This is a genomic window from Streptomyces sp. NPDC102490, assembly GCF_044765285.1.
In the GTDB taxonomy this organism is placed as follows: domain Bacteria; phylum Actinomycetota; class Actinomycetes; order Streptomycetales; family Streptomycetaceae; genus Streptomyces.
In genome coordinates this window covers 80,820-95,616 of record NZ_JBIWJU010000014.1, presented here as the reverse complement: position 1 = coordinate 95,616, position 14,797 = coordinate 80,820, and the positions used below count along the sequence as shown (strand labels likewise).

14 protein-coding genes are annotated in these 14,797 nt (G+C 72.6%); 6 read left to right on the top strand and 8 right to left on the bottom strand.

Annotated features, from left to right (window positions below):
- Nucleotides 1–85: 85 nt before the first annotated feature.
- The 4 genes from ACIRGB_RS29670 to ACIRGB_RS29655 form a co-directional block, all read right to left on the bottom strand.
- Nucleotides 86–1,558, bottom strand: coding sequence for a hypothetical protein (locus tag ACIRGB_RS29670; protein WP_403871580.1), 1,473 nt, complete (start codon nt 1,556–1,558; stop codon nt 86–88).
- Nucleotides 1,540–2,316, bottom strand: a complete 777-nt coding sequence (locus ACIRGB_RS29665) for an ABC transporter ATP-binding protein (RefSeq protein ID WP_403871578.1) — start codon at nt 2,314–2,316, stop codon at nt 1,540–1,542. The genes ACIRGB_RS29670 and ACIRGB_RS29665 overlap by 19 nt, the downstream gene beginning before the upstream one ends.
- Before the next feature lie 202 nt (nt 2,317–2,518).
- On the bottom strand, nt 2,519–3,892 hold the full coding sequence (locus ACIRGB_RS29660) for an aspartate aminotransferase family protein (protein ID WP_403871576.1): 1,374 nt from the start codon (nt 3,890–3,892) through the stop codon (nt 2,519–2,521).
- Nucleotides 3,893–3,894: 2 nt separating this feature from the next.
- The gene (locus ACIRGB_RS29655) at nt 3,895–4,410 is read right to left on the bottom strand and encodes an Lrp/AsnC family transcriptional regulator (RefSeq protein ID WP_403871574.1); all 516 of its coding nucleotides are present in this window, start codon (nt 4,408–4,410) and stop codon (nt 3,895–3,897) included.
- Nucleotides 4,411–4,574: 164 nt separating this feature from the next.
- Here ACIRGB_RS29655 and ACIRGB_RS29650 point away from each other — a divergent pair, with 164 nt between their 5' ends.
- The 3 genes from ACIRGB_RS29650 to ACIRGB_RS29640 all read left to right on the top strand — a co-directional run bounded on the left by ACIRGB_RS29650 (nt 4,575) and on the right by ACIRGB_RS29640 (nt 7,960).
- A complete protein-coding gene (locus tag ACIRGB_RS29650; RefSeq protein ID WP_403871572.1) occupies nt 4,575–6,014 on the top strand; it encodes a gamma-aminobutyraldehyde dehydrogenase in 1,440 nt (479 codons plus the stop codon).
- Between the two features lie 158 nt (nt 6,015–6,172).
- Nucleotides 6,173–7,372, top strand: a complete 1,200-nt coding sequence (locus ACIRGB_RS29645) for an extracellular solute-binding protein (RefSeq protein WP_403871570.1) — start codon at nt 6,173–6,175, stop codon at nt 7,370–7,372.
- Between the two features lie 12 nt (nt 7,373–7,384).
- Nucleotides 7,385–7,960 carry an HXXEE domain-containing protein gene (locus ACIRGB_RS29640; RefSeq protein WP_403871568.1) on the top strand — a complete coding sequence of 192 codons (576 nt, stop codon included), beginning with the start codon at nt 7,385–7,387 and terminating at the stop codon, nt 7,958–7,960.
- On the opposite strand, the gene ACIRGB_RS29635 is transcribed toward ACIRGB_RS29640, so the two are convergent.
- The 3 genes from ACIRGB_RS29635 to ACIRGB_RS29625 form a co-directional block, all read right to left on the bottom strand.
- The gene (locus ACIRGB_RS29635) at nt 7,938–9,098 is read right to left on the bottom strand and encodes a serine hydrolase domain-containing protein (protein WP_403871567.1); all 1,161 of its coding nucleotides are present in this window, start codon (nt 9,096–9,098) and stop codon (nt 7,938–7,940) included. The two genes, ACIRGB_RS29640 and ACIRGB_RS29635, sit on opposite strands and share 23 nt — an antisense overlap.
- Before the next feature lie 153 nt (nt 9,099–9,251).
- Nucleotides 9,252–9,968, bottom strand: a complete 717-nt coding sequence (locus tag ACIRGB_RS29630; RefSeq protein WP_403871565.1) for a glycerophosphodiester phosphodiesterase — start codon at nt 9,966–9,968, stop codon at nt 9,252–9,254.
- Between the two features lie 13 nt (nt 9,969–9,981).
- On the bottom strand, nt 9,982–11,043 hold the full coding sequence (locus ACIRGB_RS29625; RefSeq protein WP_403871563.1) for an adenosine deaminase: 1,062 nt from the start codon (nt 11,041–11,043) through the stop codon (nt 9,982–9,984).
- A 157-nt stretch (nt 11,044–11,200) separates the two neighbouring features.
- Here ACIRGB_RS29625 and ACIRGB_RS29620 point away from each other — a divergent pair, with 157 nt between their 5' ends.
- Together ACIRGB_RS29620 and ACIRGB_RS29615 are read left to right on the top strand one after the other, a co-directional pair.
- On the top strand, nt 11,201–11,857 hold the full coding sequence (locus tag ACIRGB_RS29620; protein WP_403871561.1) for a DUF4190 domain-containing protein: 657 nt from the start codon (nt 11,201–11,203) through the stop codon (nt 11,855–11,857).
- 58 nt (nt 11,858–11,915) lie between these two features.
- The gene (locus tag ACIRGB_RS29615; RefSeq protein WP_403871559.1) at nt 11,916–12,365 is read left to right on the top strand and encodes a DUF4190 domain-containing protein; all 450 of its coding nucleotides are present in this window, start codon (nt 11,916–11,918) and stop codon (nt 12,363–12,365) included.
- An 89-nt stretch (nt 12,366–12,454) separates the two neighbouring features.
- Here ACIRGB_RS29615 and ACIRGB_RS29610 read toward each other — a convergent pair whose 3' ends face one another.
- Nucleotides 12,455–13,048 (bottom strand): NADAR family protein, encoded by a 594-nt coding sequence (locus ACIRGB_RS29610; protein WP_403871557.1) that lies wholly within the window; start codon nt 13,046–13,048, stop codon nt 12,455–12,457.
- A 202-nt stretch (nt 13,049–13,250) separates the two neighbouring features.
- Between ACIRGB_RS29610 and ACIRGB_RS29605 the strand changes: the two genes are divergently transcribed.
- Nucleotides 13,251–14,786, top strand: coding sequence for a gamma-aminobutyraldehyde dehydrogenase (locus ACIRGB_RS29605; RefSeq protein WP_403871555.1), 1,536 nt, complete (start codon nt 13,251–13,253; stop codon nt 14,784–14,786).
- The last annotated feature ends 11 nt before the right edge of the window (nt 14,787–14,797 follow it).

Genomic DNA, 14,797 nt, shown 5'->3' with positions numbered 1-14,797 from the left:
TGGCGTGCCGTTCGAAGTAGTAGACGGGCGGCGGCACCGGAACTCATCGCCGGTGCGCGGACTTTCTCGAAAAAGTTTTTGACGGTCAGTGGTCCAGCGGCAGCGCCGCCAGCACCGCGACGATCAGGACCAGCGGAACGAACAGGGCGAGCAGGGCGGCGGCGCGTACGGCGGCGGCGGCGCGCAGGGTGGCCGGGGGCGCGCCGAGTCGCCGCAGGGCGTCCGTGGTGTCCGCACGGGCGTGCCGGGCCTCGACGGCCGCGGTGAGCAGGGTGGCCACCGTGCAGCCCGCCACGAGGAGGGCGCCCAGGGTGCTGAGCGGGCCGAAGGCGGGCCCGTCCCCGTCGTACACGGTCGCGGTCACGTAGGCCGCGGCGGCGACGGCGGCCACGACGCCGAGCGGGCGGCCGACGCGCTGCGACTCCTCCATGAGGACGCGGCCGGCCAGGAGGCGCAGGGCGCCGGGCCGGGCGGCCTGGAGCAGGCGGCCGCACAGGTGGGTGAGGCCCGGTCCGGCCAGCGCGAGGCCCAGGGCGGTGAGGGCCCAGCCGATCAGCACGCCGGCGGAGGGAGCGGTGCCGGGGGTGGGGGCGCCGGCCGCGTTGCCGGTGTAGGTCTCGACGGTGAGGCCCGCGGTGAGGACGGCGATGCCCCAGGGGAGGGCGGTGGTGTTCTGGGGGCGGGGGGCCGGCTCGGCCGGGGTGTCGGGGGTGGTGTCCACCGGGGGCGGGGGAGCGGCGTCCAGCGTCTGCGTGGTGACGTTCGTCGGGGCCGGGGGGTGGGGGTCACTCGCCTGCGTTTGCAGGGCGCCGCCTGCGCGCACCCTCCCCCACTCTCGGCTTCGCTCGAGCGGGGGGACCCCCATCGCCCCAGCGGCACGACTGCCCGCAGGAGCGGCGGCAGCGGCGCGGCTGTCCGCAGGGGCAGCGGCGGCGGTGCGGGCGCCGAAGCGGCCGTAGGCGCCGAAGGTCTCGCGGGCCTTCCCCCAGCCGTACGCGCCGAAGCGGCCGTAACCGCGGGGCGCGGCGGCCGCGGCGGGCCGGGGATCGCGGGGCCGCAGCGTGTGGGCCACCGCGGCCGACGCGAGGGCCGGTACGAGGACCAGCAGGGTCAGGACGGCCGGGGCGGGGAGGGACTGGCCGACCGCCAGGGCGTCGGCCGCCACGCGGTCGGAGGGCGGGCGGCCGGTCAGGCTGCCGCGCAGATACAGGAAGGCGAGCAGGGCCACCACCGAACCGAGGGCCGCGGACAGGGCGGTGGTCGTCGCCGAGACGGCCATCAGCCGGCCGGGACCCAGACCGATCGCCGACAGCCCCGAGCGGGGCCGGGTCCCGGGATCGGTGCGGGCCACGGCCACCGCTAGGTACACCGCGGCGGCCAGCGGCGCCGCGCACCAGGCCAGGCGCAGGGCGGAGGCGCCGGGCGCGTCGGGGTGGCTCAGCGCGTGGCCGAGGGCGCACAGCAGCAGGAAGCCCGTGCCCGCCGAGGCCGCCGCGACCAGCAGGCGGCGCAGCTGCACGGCGAGGTGGGCGGTGCGGGTCAGGCGGAGAGCGAGCACGCCGCCCGGCCTTCCGTTCCGGGAGTCCCGGCGGCACCCGTGGCCACCGTGGTCTCGGCGAGCGGCGGCAGGTGCACGGTCCGTACCCGCCGTCCGTCGAGGAGCGCCACCGAGCGGTCCGCCAGGGCGGCGGTCTGCGCGTCGTGCGTGGCGAGCAGGACGGTGATGCCGTGCGAGCGGGCCGCCGTGGTGAGCGTCCGCAGGACGTGGGCGCGGTCCGCGCAGTGCAGGGGGGCCGTCGGCTCGTCGGCGAACAGGACCGCCGGGGCGACGGCGAGGGCGCGGGCGATGCAGACCCGCTGCCGCTCGGCTTGCCGCAGTTCGTGCGGGCGCCTGCGCGCCTTGCCGCCCACGTCCAGACGGTCCAGCCACTCCAGGGCGGCGGTCTTGGCCCGGCGCCGGCCGGTGCCGCGCAGCATGAGCGGGAGCGCGGCGTTCTCCCAGGCGTTCAGCTCCGGGACGAGCGCCGGAGTGGGGTCGATCCAGCCGAAGCGGTCACGGCGCAGCCGCTCCCGGCTGAGCGGACCCATGGTGTGCACCGGCACGCTGTTGAACCAGACCTCGCCCTCCTGCGGCTTGACCAGTCCGGACAGGCACCGCAGCAGCGTGGTCTTGCCGCTGCCGCGCGGGCCGCTCACGGCGAGGATCTCGCCCTCGCGCACACCGAGCGACACACCTTGCAGCGCGGGGGAGCCGTCGTGGTGCTGGAAGTGCAGGGCACGGGCCCAGAGCACGTCGTTGTCCGGCGGAGCCTCCATGGGCGTACACCTCGGTTCTGATCCGTATTTCCCCGGTCCTGTCCCTCTTCCGGGGGAACGAAGGCGGGGCCGATCGGTCACTGGGCACCGTAAGGAGTCGCCGCGGAGGAAGCCGGACAGCACGCGGCCCCGGGCCGCCGTTCTCACTCGAACGGACCGCACCGGGGCCGGTGATGATCGTCTCAGCGGATGATCGGAACGATCAGAGCTTCGTCCACGCCTCCGTCAGCGTGGCCCGCAGGATCTGCTCGATCTCGTCGAAGGTCTCCTGGTTGGAGATCAGCGGCGGGGCGAGCTGGATGACCGGGTCGCCGCGGTCGTCGGCACGGCAGTACAGGCCGTTCTCGAAGAGCTTCTTGGAGAGGAAGCCGTACAGGACCCGCTCGGTCTCCTCGTCGTTGAAGGACTCCTTGGTGGCCTTGTCCTTGACCAGCTCGATGCCGTAGAAGAAGCCGTTGCCGCGGACGTCGCCGACGATCGGCAGGTCGTGCAGCTTCTCCAGGGTCGCGCGGAAGGTGCCCTCGTTGTCGAGCACGTGCTGGTTGAGGCCCTCGCGCTCGAACAGGTCGAGGTTGGCGAGGCCCACCGCGGCGGAGACCGGGTGGCCGCCGAAGGTGTAGCCGTGCAGGAAGGTGTTGTCGCCCTTGTAGAACGGCTCCGCCAGGCGGTCGGAGATGACGCACGCGCCGATCGGGGAGTAGCCCGAGGTCATGCCCTTGGCGCAGGTGATCATGTCCGGGACGTAGCCGAACTTGTCGCAGGCGAAGGTCGTGCCCAGGCGGCCGAAGGCGCAGATGACCTCGTCCGAGACGAGCAGCACGTCGTACTGGTCGCAGATCTCGCGGACCCGCTGGAAGTAGCCGGGCGGGGGCGGGAAGCAGCCGCCGGCGTTCTGCACGGGCTCCAGGAAGACGGCCGCGACCGTCTCCGGGCCCTCGAAGAGGATCTGCTGCTCGATCTGGTCGGCGGCCCAGCGGCCGTACGCCTCGGGGTCGTCGCCGTGGATCGGGGCGCGGTAGATGTTGGTGTTCGGCACCTTGTGCGCGCCGGGGACCAGCGGCTCGAAGGGGGCCTTCAGGGCGGGCAGGCCGGTGATGGACAGGGCGCCCTGCGGGGTGCCGTGGTAGGCCACCGCGCGGGAGATCACCTTGTACTTGGTGGGCTTGCCGGTCAGCTTGAAGTACTGCTTGGCGAGCTTCCAGGCGGTCTCGACCGCCTCGCCGCCGCCGGTGGTGAAGAAGACCTTGTTGAGGTCGCCGGGGGCCTCGTTCGCCAGCCGCTCGGCCAGCTCGACGGCCTTGGGGTGGGCGTAGGACCACACCGGGAAGAAGGCGAGCTCCTGCGCCTGCTTGGCGGCGGCCTCGGCCAGCTCCGTGCGGCCGTGTCCGGCCTGGACCACGAACAGGCCGGCGAGCCCGTCGAGGTAGCGCTTGCCCTTGTCGTCGTAGATGTGGGTGCCCTCACCGCGGACGATGGTGGGGACGGGGGCGTTCTCGTACGACGACATGCGGGTGAAGTGCATCCACAGGTGGTCGTACGCGGTCCGGCTGAGGTCCTTGGGGCTGTCGGTGCTCACGATTATCGGGTTCCCCACATATAGGTCTGCTTCTTGAGCTTGAGGTAGACGAAGCTCTCGGTGGAGCGCACGCCGGGCACGGCCCGGATGCGTCGGTTGATGACCTCCAGGAGGTGGTCGTCGTCCTCGCAGACGACCTCCACCATCAGGTCGAAGGAGCCCGCGGTCATCACCACGTACTCGCACTCGGACATGGCCGCCAGCGCGTCGGCCACCGACTCCACGTCGCCCTCGACGTTGACGCCGACCATCGCCTGGCGCCGGAAGCCCACGGTGAGCGGGTCCGTGACGGCGACGATCTGCATCACGCCCTGGTCGAGCAGCTTCTGGACGCGCTGGCGCACGGCCGCCTCGGACAGGCCCACGGCCTTGCCGATGGCGGCGTACGGCCGGCGGCCGTCCTCCTGGAGCTGCTCGATGATGGCGAGGGAGACGGCGTCCAACTGGGGACCGCCGTTCCTGGACTCGCGGGAGTCCTTCTGGTCTGCGCTTCGACTGGCCACGGCTTCACTGTGCACGACGTATCGACAGTTTCGCAAGGCCGGATCGATGAAATTCGTTGTTTGGATCGCTCCAATCTGCGGATATCGCAACGCTGAGGGCGGTGGGGGTGTTGAAAACGTCGGGACTCCGTCTAGGGTGGGTGTCTCAGTCACTGGACAGCGAACTTGGAGGGCCGGCAGTGAGCACCGAGCTGCGTCGTCTGCGCAATTACATCGACGGTGAGTTCCGGGACGCCGCCGACGGACGGACCACGGAGGTGGTCAACCCCGCCACGGGCGAGGCGTACGCGACCGCCCCCCTGTCCGGGCAGGCGGACGTGGACGCCGCCATGGCGGCCGCCGCGGCGGCCTTCCCGGCCTGGCGCGACACGACCCCGGCCGAGCGGCAGAAGGCCCTGCTGAAGATCGCGGACGCGTTCGAGGAGCGGGCCGAGGAACTGATCGCGGCCGAGGTGGAGAACACGGGCAAGCCGATCGGGCTGACCCGCTCCGAGGAGATCCCGCCGATGGTCGACCAGATCCGCTTCTTCGCGGGCGCGGCGCGGATGCTGGAAGGCCGCGGCGCCGGCGAGTACATGGAGGGTCTGACCTCCTTCGTGCGCCGCGAGCCGATCGGTGTCTGCGCGCAGGTCGCGCCGTGGAACTACCCGATGATGATGGCCGTGTGGAAGTTCGCCCCGGCGCTCGCCGCGGGCAACACGGTCGTCCTCAAGCCCTCGGACACCACCCCCGCCTCCACGGCCCTGATGGCCGACATCATCGGCTCGATCGTGCCCAAGGGCGTCTTCAACGTCGTCTGCGGTGACCGCGGCACCGGCCGCCTGATGGTCGAGCACGAGACCCCGGCCATGGCCTCCATCACCGGTTCCGTGCGGGCCGGCATGTCGGTCGCCGAGTCGGCCGCCAAGGACCTCAAGCGCGTCCACCTGGAGCTGGGCGGCAAGGCCCCGGTCGTGGTCTTCGAGGACACCGACATCCCCAAGGCCGTCGCGGGCATCTCGGAGGCGGGCTACTTCAACGCCGGGCAGGACTGTACGGCGGCCACCCGGGTGCTGGTCCACGAGTCGGTCCACGACGAGTTCGTGAGCGCGCTCGCCAAGGCCGCGTCCGAGATCAAGACCGGGCAGCCGGACGACGAGGACGTGCTCTACGGCCCGCTCAACAACCCCAACCAGCTCAAGCAGGTCTCCGGGTTCATCGAGCGGCTGCCCGCGCACGCCAAGGTCGAGGCGGGCGGCCACCGGGTCGGCGACAAGGGCTACTTCTACGCCCCGACCGTCGTCTCCGGCCTCAAGCAGGACGACGAGATCATCCAGCAGGAGGTCTTCGGCCCGGTCATCACCGTCCAGTCCTTCCGCGACGAGGACCAGGCCGTCGAGTGGGCCAACGGCGTGGAGTACGCGCTGGCCTCCTCGGTGTGGACCAAGGACCACGGCCGCGCGATGCGGATGTCCAAGCGGCTGGACTTCGGCTGCGTGTGGATCAACACCCACATCCCGCTGGTCGCCGAGATGCCGCACGGCGGCTTCAAGAAGTCCGGCTACGGCAAGGACCTGTCGGGCTACGGCTTCGAGGACTACACGCGGATCAAGCACGTGATGACGTCGCTGGACGCCTGACGCCACCGGCCCGTGTGCGGCCCCGGACGGCAACCGCCGTCCGGGGCCGCACCGCGTGGACCGTCAACTCGCCCCGCTCGACAGGGTGTCGGGCCTCGCCGGGTGCGCTCGACGCAGCGTCGATTGTCCCGGTGGGCGGCGGACGGGATCCTCGTGCCATGCCCCTGCTCCCGAAGACGCCCCCGCTCTCCCGCCGTACCCTGCTGCGCGGCCTGGGCGGTTCCGCCGCGCTCGGTGCGCTCGGCACCCTGGCCGGCTGCGGTGTGCCCGCCGCGTACGTCGCGCCGGGCGACCGGGCCGCGACCGACCGGTCCGCCGGTGAACGGCGGCTGACCTGGGCCAACTGGCCGCTGTACATCGACACCGACGACGAGCACCCCGGCCGGCGGCCCACGCTCGACGCCTTCGAGAGGGCGACGGGCATCTCCGTCGACTACATCGAGGAGATCAACGACAACGACGAGTTCTTCGGCAAGATCAGCCCGTCCCTGATGAACCACCAGCCCACCGACCGCGACCTGATCGTCATCAGCGACTGGATGTGCGGGCGGTTCGTGCGGCTGGGCTGGGTGCAGGAGATGGACCGCTCCCGCCAGCCGAACGTCACCGAGTACCTGGACCCGCTGCTGCGTTCGCCCGCCTTCGACCCCGGCCGGAAGTTCACCGTGCCCTGGCAGTCGGGCATCACCGGCATCGCGTACAACCGGCGCAGGCTCGGCCGGGAGATCCGGCACGTGTCCGACCTGTGGGCGGCCGACCTCAAGGGCCGCGTCACCCTGCTGTCGGGCATGGACGAGGCCTTCGCGCTGCTGATGCAGGGCAACGGCGTGGACATCACCGACTGGACGGCGGACGACTTCCACCGGATCTGCGACCAGGTGGAGCGGCAGGTCGGCAAGGGGCAGATCCGCCGCTTCACCGGCAACGACTACATCAAGGACCTCTCCAGCGGCGACGTCCTCGCCTGCCAGGCCTACTCCGGCGACGTGATCCAGCTCCAGGCGGACGACCCGGACATCGAGTTCGTCGTCCCGGAGGAGGGCGCCGAACTGTGGTCCGAGTCCCTGATGATCCCCAACCTGGCCCGCCACAAGGCCAACGCCGAGCGGCTGATCGACTACTACTACCGGCCCGAGGTCGCCGCCGAGCTGGCCGCCTGGGTCAACTACGTCTGCCCGGTCCCCGCCGCCCGGGACGTGCTCGCCTCCTCCGCCGACGAGGAGACCGCCGCCCTGGCCGAGGACCCGCTGATCTTCCCGGACGCGGCGATGCGGAAACGGCTCGCCATCGCGCGGGACATCCCGGCGGGAGACCGGGCGGAGTTCGCGAAGCGGTGGAACGGCATCGTGGGCGTGTAGCAGACTGATCAGGTGAAGAATTCATCGGGCGATGAAAGGGTCGAGGGCGCGGTCACGCTGGGACTGCTGGCCGCCTGGGCCCTGCACGACCTCGAGGAGCTGGCGACCGTGCCGGGCTGGTGGCGGCGCAACCTCCCGGCCCTGCGCGAGCGGTACCCGGCCGTTCCGGAGGCCGTGTGGCGGCGGGCCGGGGCGGTCGACGGGCGGGAGTTCGCGGTGGCGGTCGGCGCGATGGCCGCGGTCGTGGCCTCCGCGTCCGTCGCGGGAGCGCTGACCGGCGGCCGCTCGGCCGCCTACCAGACCGCGCTGGGCGCCTTCGGCCTGCACGGCCTCGTCCACCTCGCGCAGGCCGGGCTGGTGCGCGGCTACACGCCCGGGTCGGCGACCTCGCCGCTGATCGTCGTCCCCTTCACCCTCTGGGCCCGCCGCCGGCTGCGCCGCGCCGGTGTCCTGCGCGCCACCCGCCCGCGCGACCTCGCCGTGGGCCTGGGCCTCGCGGGGGCGGCGACGGTCGCGGCGCACGGGGTGGCGCGGCGGCTGACGAGCGACTCCCGCCGGCCGGCGGCTACTTCAGCGCGGCCGCGGTGATCGCGTCGATCACCGGGTTGGACTCCGCGCTCTTGGCGTCCGTGGAGTTGACCGAGTAGACGAGGGTGCGACTCAGGTCGCGGGTGCCGCCGATGAAGGCGCTGTAGCCGTAGCGTGAGCCCGACTTGCCCCAGAAGACCTGGTCACCCACCTTCTTGTACTCCAGGCCCGCGCTGCGGCTGGCGCCCGGGACGCCTACCGGGGGCGTGAACATCTCCTCCAGTTCGGGCCGCGGCACGATCTTCCCCCGGAACAGCTTCGTGAGCAGTCTCTCCAGGTCCGCGGTGGTGGAGATCATGTCGCCCGCCGCCCAGCGGTCCGCCTGGTTCCACTCCGTCACGTCGACCAGCCGCGTCGTGCCGTCCGGCCGCTCCACCGCCTGGTAACCCCGGTTGTGCGGGCCTCGGATACGGGGATCGGTGCCCGGGAAGTACGTGTGGTGCATGCCGGCCGGGCGCAGGACGAGACGCGTGGCCTCCGAGGCGTACGAGCCTCCCGTGACCTTCTCGATCAGCAGGCCGAGGATCGTGTAGTTGATGTTGAGGTACTGCTGCCGGGTCCCCGGGACGAAGTCCTCCGGCCCCTTGGCGATCGCCGACGCCGCGACCTGCCGCGGCGTGAGGGTCTCGTAGCGGTGCGAGTACACCTCCGCGAAGTCGTCGCCGAAACCGTCGCCCGGTTTGATGCCGCTGGTGTGGTTCAGCAGGTGGCGCACGCTGATCGGGCGCTCGAAGTCGGGCGTGAACAGGTCGGGGAGGTAGCCCTGGACGGGTGCGTCCAGGTCGATCTCGTCCTGCGCGGCGAGGCGCAGGACGATGGCAGCGGTGACCACCTTCGTGATCGAACCGGCCCGGAAGCGGGCCTCGGGGTGGGCCGGCCGGCCGCCGGCCAGGTCGCGCACCCCCGCGCTGCCGTGCCAGTCGCCGCCGGGGGTGCCGACCCGCACGAGTGCGGCGGTGGCGTACTGGTTCGGCAGTCCCGCGAGGGCGGCGCGCAGCGCCTCCCCGGCCGGTCCCTGCCGATCGGCGGAGCCGGACGCCGGGGCGGGCGGCGCGGCGAGGGCGGGGGCCGCCAGCGGGCCGGCGGCCAGGGCGAGGACGACCGAGGCGGCGAGAACGGTATGGGTACGGGCACGCATCGACTGCTCCAGGTGAAGGCGGTTGCGGCGGAGGGACCGTGATCATCCTCGTGCGCCTCGCCCCGGGGCGGATCGTCGGTGAGGAGGGTGCCCGTCCCGTAGTCGGGCTCGGGGAACTCCCTCACAGGGAGCGGGAGTTGTACGGGACGTCCCCTAAGGGGCCGAGGCGCGGGCGCCGTCGGTGTCGCGCAGCGCGCACAGCACGTCGATGCGGTTGGTGGTGATCGAGTCGACGCCCAGGGCGCGCAGCCGGCGCATGGTGCGGCGGGTGTCGGGGGTCCACACGGACAGCAGGAGCCCGTCGGCGTGGACGCGGTCGGCCAGCGCCCGGGTCACCAGGCCGAAGCGATAGTTGAGCCACCGCGGCCGCACCGCCGCCAGCAGCGCGGGCCGGGGCGGGGCGGCCGTGGTCCAGGTCATGGCGATCTCGGCGGCGGGGTCGGCGGCCCGCACGGCGAGCATGGCGGCGGCGCCCGCGGTGTAGTACACCCGCTCCCGCGCCCCGCACGCGCGGACCACGTCCACGATGCGCCGCACCGCCCGCTCGCCCGGCGCCCCCGGCAGGTCGAGCATCAGCCGGCCGTCCCCGGTCGCGGCCAGCGCCTCGGCGAGCGTCGGCACCCCGCCCGCCGTCAGCCCGCGCACCTCCTCGGCCGACAGGGAGCGCAGCGGCCGGTCGTGCCGCCACAGCCGCTTCAGCGTCTCGTCGTGCAGCAGCACCGGCACGCCGTCCCGGGTGAGGCGTACGTCGGTCTCGACCGCGTCCGCGCCGCGGTCGAGGGCGGACCGCAGCGAGCCGATCGTGTTCTCGCGGTGCCGGTAGGGGTCACCGCGGTGGGCGACGGCGGTCAGGGGGCGCGGGGTGTCCATGGGGCGGCAACTCTCAGGAGGCGAGCCAGTCGGCGGTGTACGTGTCGATCTCGGCGGCGATGCGGGCCTTGCCCGGCGCGTCGAGGAAGGAGGCCTCGACCCCGTTCTTCGCCAGGTCGGCGAGGCCGCGCTCGTCGAGGCCGAGGAGCCGGGCGGCGACCGCGTACTCGTTGTTGAGGTCGGTGCCGAACATCGGCGGGTCGTCGGAGTTGATCGTCACCAGGACGCCGGCGCGGGTGAACTCCTTGATCGGGTGCTCGTCCAGGGTGCGCACCGCGCGGGTGGCGATGTTCGAGGTCGGGCACACCTCTAGCGGGATGCGCCGCTCGGCGAGGTGGGCCAGCAGCTTCGGGTCCTCGGCGGAGCTGGTGCCGTGTCCGATGCGTTCGGCGCGCAGGTCGGTCAGGGCGTCCCACACGGTCTGCGGGCCGGTCGTCTCGCCCGCGTGCGGCACCGAGTGCAGTCCCGCGGCGATCGCCCGGTCGAAGTACGGCTTGAACTGCGGGCGGGCCACCCCGATCTCGGGCCCGCCGAGCCCGAAGGAGACCAGGCCCTCCGGGCGCAGCCGGTCGTCGGTGGCGAGCCGCGTCGTCTCCTCGGCGGACTCCAGACCGGCCTCCCCCGGGATGTCGAAGCACCAGCGCAGCACGGTCCCGAACTCGGCCTCGGCCGCCTTGCGGGCGTCCTCGATCGCCTCCATGAAGGCACCCTCGTCGATGCCGCGCCGGGTGGAGGAGAAGGGCGTGATGGTCAGCTCGGCGTAGCGCACCTGCTGGCGGGCCATCTCCCGGGCCACCTCGTACGTCAGCAGCCGCACGTCCTCCGGGGTCCGGATCAGGTCGACGACGGACAGGTACACGTCGATGAAGTGCGCGAAGTCCGTGAACGTGAAGTAGTCGACCAGTGCCTCGGGGTCGGTGGGGACCTTCGAGTCGGGGTGGCGCGCGGCCAGTTCGGAGACGATGCGCGGGGAGGCGGAACCGACGTGGTGGACGTGCAGTTCGGCCTTCGGCAGTCCGGCGATGAAGGCGTGCAGGTCGCGCGGGACGTCGGGGTCGACGAGGTGCTCGGTCAAGGGTTCCTCCCCAGGGCGGCGCCCCCGGGCCGCGGGGCGGCGGCGGGGCGCGGGTGATCGGCTGATCGGTCGTTCGGGGATCATCGTAGGCCGGTCTCACGCCCGGCGGCCCGGGACCGTAGCATGGCGGGCACGAACGACCCGGGGGGACAGGATCATGACGGACGCGATACGGCCGGACGGGGAAGCCTCCGGCGGCCACGACCCCTGGGCGCCCCCGGAGAGCGGGCCGTCCCTGGACAAGGGCGCCGGCGCCGGGCAGCCGCCCCAGCCGCCCGCCTCCGACGCGCCGCCCCCCTGGCAGCCGCCGCCGGGCGTGCACGACCAGGCCACGGTCACGTCGATGCCCGGCGCCGGCTTCCCCGGCCCGGACGGCGCGGTGCCCCCGCCGCCCCTCGCGCCCGGTGGGGCCGGCGTCCCGGGCGGCTACGGCTACCCCGGCTACGGCCAGGGCTACGGCTGGCCCGGCATGCAGCCGCCCCCGCAGAACGGGCTCGGTACCGCGTCGATGGTGTTGGGCATCCTCGCCTGCGCGCTGTTCTGCCTGTACGGCGTGGTCTCCCTGGTGCTCGGCATCCTCGCCGTGGTCTTCGGGATCAAGGGCCGCCGGCGGGCGGAGAGCGGTCTGGCCACCAACCACGGGCAGGCGCAGGCCGGATTCGTCATGGGCATCATCGGCATCGTGCTCGGTGTCGCCGTGATCGTGCTGATCGCCATCGGCATCACCGCCGCGATCAACGAGGACTCGGGCTACGACGACCCCTACTACGGCTCCTCGCGCTCCGTGCCGGTCTCCGTCACCGCGGAAAGCTGAGCTCATCCCCGCTGGTTGCCTCTACGATGTCAAGCGCCAACGAGGGGAGAGCAGTTCCATGTCGTACTCCAATCCCGGACCCGGGGACTACGGGCCGCCGCCGCAGCCGGGGCAACCGCCCGCGGGGGGTTACGCGTACCCGCAGTCCGCGCCCGGGTACGGCTACCCGAACCAGGGGCCTTCCTACCCGGCCGCGCCGCCGGTGGGCTATCCGCAGGGGCCCGGCTACGGCATGCCGATGCAGCCGAGCAACGGCATGGGGACCACGGGACTGGTCCTGGGCATCATCGGCGTGGTGTGCAGCCTGACCTTCTTCCTCTGGTTCTTCGGTGTGATCCTGGGCATCCTCGGGATCATCTTCGGCGCGATCGGCCGGGGCAAGGCCACCCGGGGCGAGGCCACCAACAAGGGGGCGGCGACCGCCGGTCTCGTGCTCGGCATCACGGCCACCGTGATCCTGCCGCTGCTCGGCTTCCTCGCCTTCGCGAGCCTGATGAGCGTGGCCTGAGCCAGGCGCCGGCAGGGGGCGGCCCCACGGCCGCCCCCTCAGCCGCTGCCCCCTCAGCCGTTGCCCCTTCCGGTCCCGCGTCCGCGTCCTCAGCCGTCCGCGCGCAGCCGCTCCCGGGCCGCCATCAGTGCGAAGCCCAGCAGGTTCGGTCCCCGCCAGCGCTCCGGGTCCCGCGCCGCCTCGTCGTCCGGGGCCAGGCCGATGCCCCACACCCGGTCCACGGGGCTCGCCTCCACCAGCACCCTCTCGCCCGTGTTCAGCAGGAACGCCCGCAGCGCCGGGTCCGAGGCGAACTTGTGGACGCTGCCCTCCACCACGATCCGGAAGCGCTCCCGCTCCCACACCGCCTCGTCGAAACCGCGCACGAGCCGGCCCGCCTTCTTCGCCCCGGCGGGGTGAGTGGCCGCCAGCACCCGCCGTTCGGCCTCCGCGTCCTCGAAGAGCCGGGCCTTGCCCGCCATCATCCAGTGCTCGGCCGTCGCGTACTCCACCCCGGCCACGGCGAACGGCGACGGCCACCACTGGCTCAGACAGCCCGGCCCGAGCCCGCCGTCCGGGAGCGGCCGGTGCCCCCAGAAGCACAGATACGTGATCCGCGCGCCCGCCCGGACCCGCGCCACCAGCGCTTCCCGGCTGCCGATGCCCTCCACTGCCCTGTGGTCCGCCCCCGTGATCTTGTCCATGCATGCGAGTGTGGCACGCGCCACTGACACTCCGTCCGTCCTTTTCCGTGGCGACTCGACACCTGGTCGACAGATTCCGTCGCGTAACCAAATGGCAACAACGGAATCACTTGTTGGAGGTCTAGTGCTCTGTCAGGATCGGCACTCACATCGAGCCTGAGCCACGCCGGCCCCCACCACGGGGAGACCGAGGAGAGCCGACATGCACAACCCGGGCAACGCCACCCCGGACCGATTCCCGGCCCAGGACCGCTTCGCGGACGGGGCCCAGTACATCGCGGGCCGTCTGACCAAGGGCACCTCCGGACGGACGCACACCGTCGTCGACCCGGCGACCGGCGCCGACGTCCTGACCTACGAGCTGGCCGGTCCCGACGACGTCGACGCGGCCGTCGCCGCCGCGCGGGAGGCGTTCCCCGGCTGGGCCGGCGCCACCCCCGGCGAGCGCTCCGACGCCCTGCACCGGTTCGCCGCCGTCCTCGCCGACCGCGCCGAGGACTTCGCCCGCGCGGAGTCGCTGCAGTGCGGCAAGCCGCTGAAGCTGACCCGTGAGTTCGACGTGCCGGGCACGGTCGACAACGCGGCCTTCTTCGCCGGCGCCGCCCGCCTCCTCCAGGGCCAGTCGGCGGGGGAGTACTCCGGCGACCACACCTCGTACGTGCGGCGCGAGCCGATCGGCGTCGTCGGGTCCATCGCGCCCTGGAACTACCCGCTCCAGATGGCCGCCTGGAAGATCCTCCCGGCGATCGCCGCGGGCAACACCATCGTGCTCAAGCCCGCCGAGATCACCCCGCTGACCTCCCTGATGTTCGCCCAGGCGGCGACCGAGGCCGGCCTCCCCGACGGCGTGATCAACATCGTCAGCGGCACCGGACGGGAGGCGGGCGAGCACCTCGTCGCCCACCCCGACGTCGCCATGACCTCCTTCACCGGGTCCACCGCCGTCGGCAAGCGCGTCGCCGAGGTCGCCACCGCCACCGTCAAGCGCCTCCACCTGGAGCTGGGCGGCAAGGCACCCTTCCTCGTCTTCGACGACGCCGACCTGGACGCCGCCGTGCACGGCGCGGTCGCGGGCGCGCTCATCAACACCGGCCAGGACTGCACGGCCGCCACGCGCGCGTATGTGCAGCGGTCTCTGTACGAGGCGTTCGTCGAGCGGACCGCGGCCCTCATGGACACCGTCCGCGTCGGCGACCCCTTCGCCCCCGGCACCGACCTCGGCCCGCTGGTCAGCCACGTCCAGCGCGACCGCGTCGCCGCCTTCGTCGACCGGGCCCGCTCCTACGCGCGCGTGGTGTGCGGCGGCGAGGCACCGCAGGGCGGTCTGAAGGAAGGCGCCTACTACCGGCCCACCCTGATCGCGGACGCCGCCCAGGACAGTGAGGTCGTCCAGGACGAGATCTTCGGTCCCGTCCTGGTCGTGCTGCCCTTCGACACCGACGACGAGGGCATCCGGCTGGCCAACGACACGCCGTACGGGCTCGCCGCCTCCGCCTGGAGCCGGGACGTGTACCGCGCGAACCGCGCCACCCGCGAGATCAAGGCGGGCTGCGTGTGGATCAACGACCACATCCCGATCATCAGCGAGATGCCGCACGGCGGGTACAAGTCGTCCGGCTTCGGCAAGGACATGTCCGCCTACTCCTTCGAGGAGTACACGCAGGTCAAGCACGTCATGTTCGACAACACCGCGGTGGCGGCCAAGGACTGGCACCGCACCGTCTTCGGGGACCGGTAGGACCGACAGCC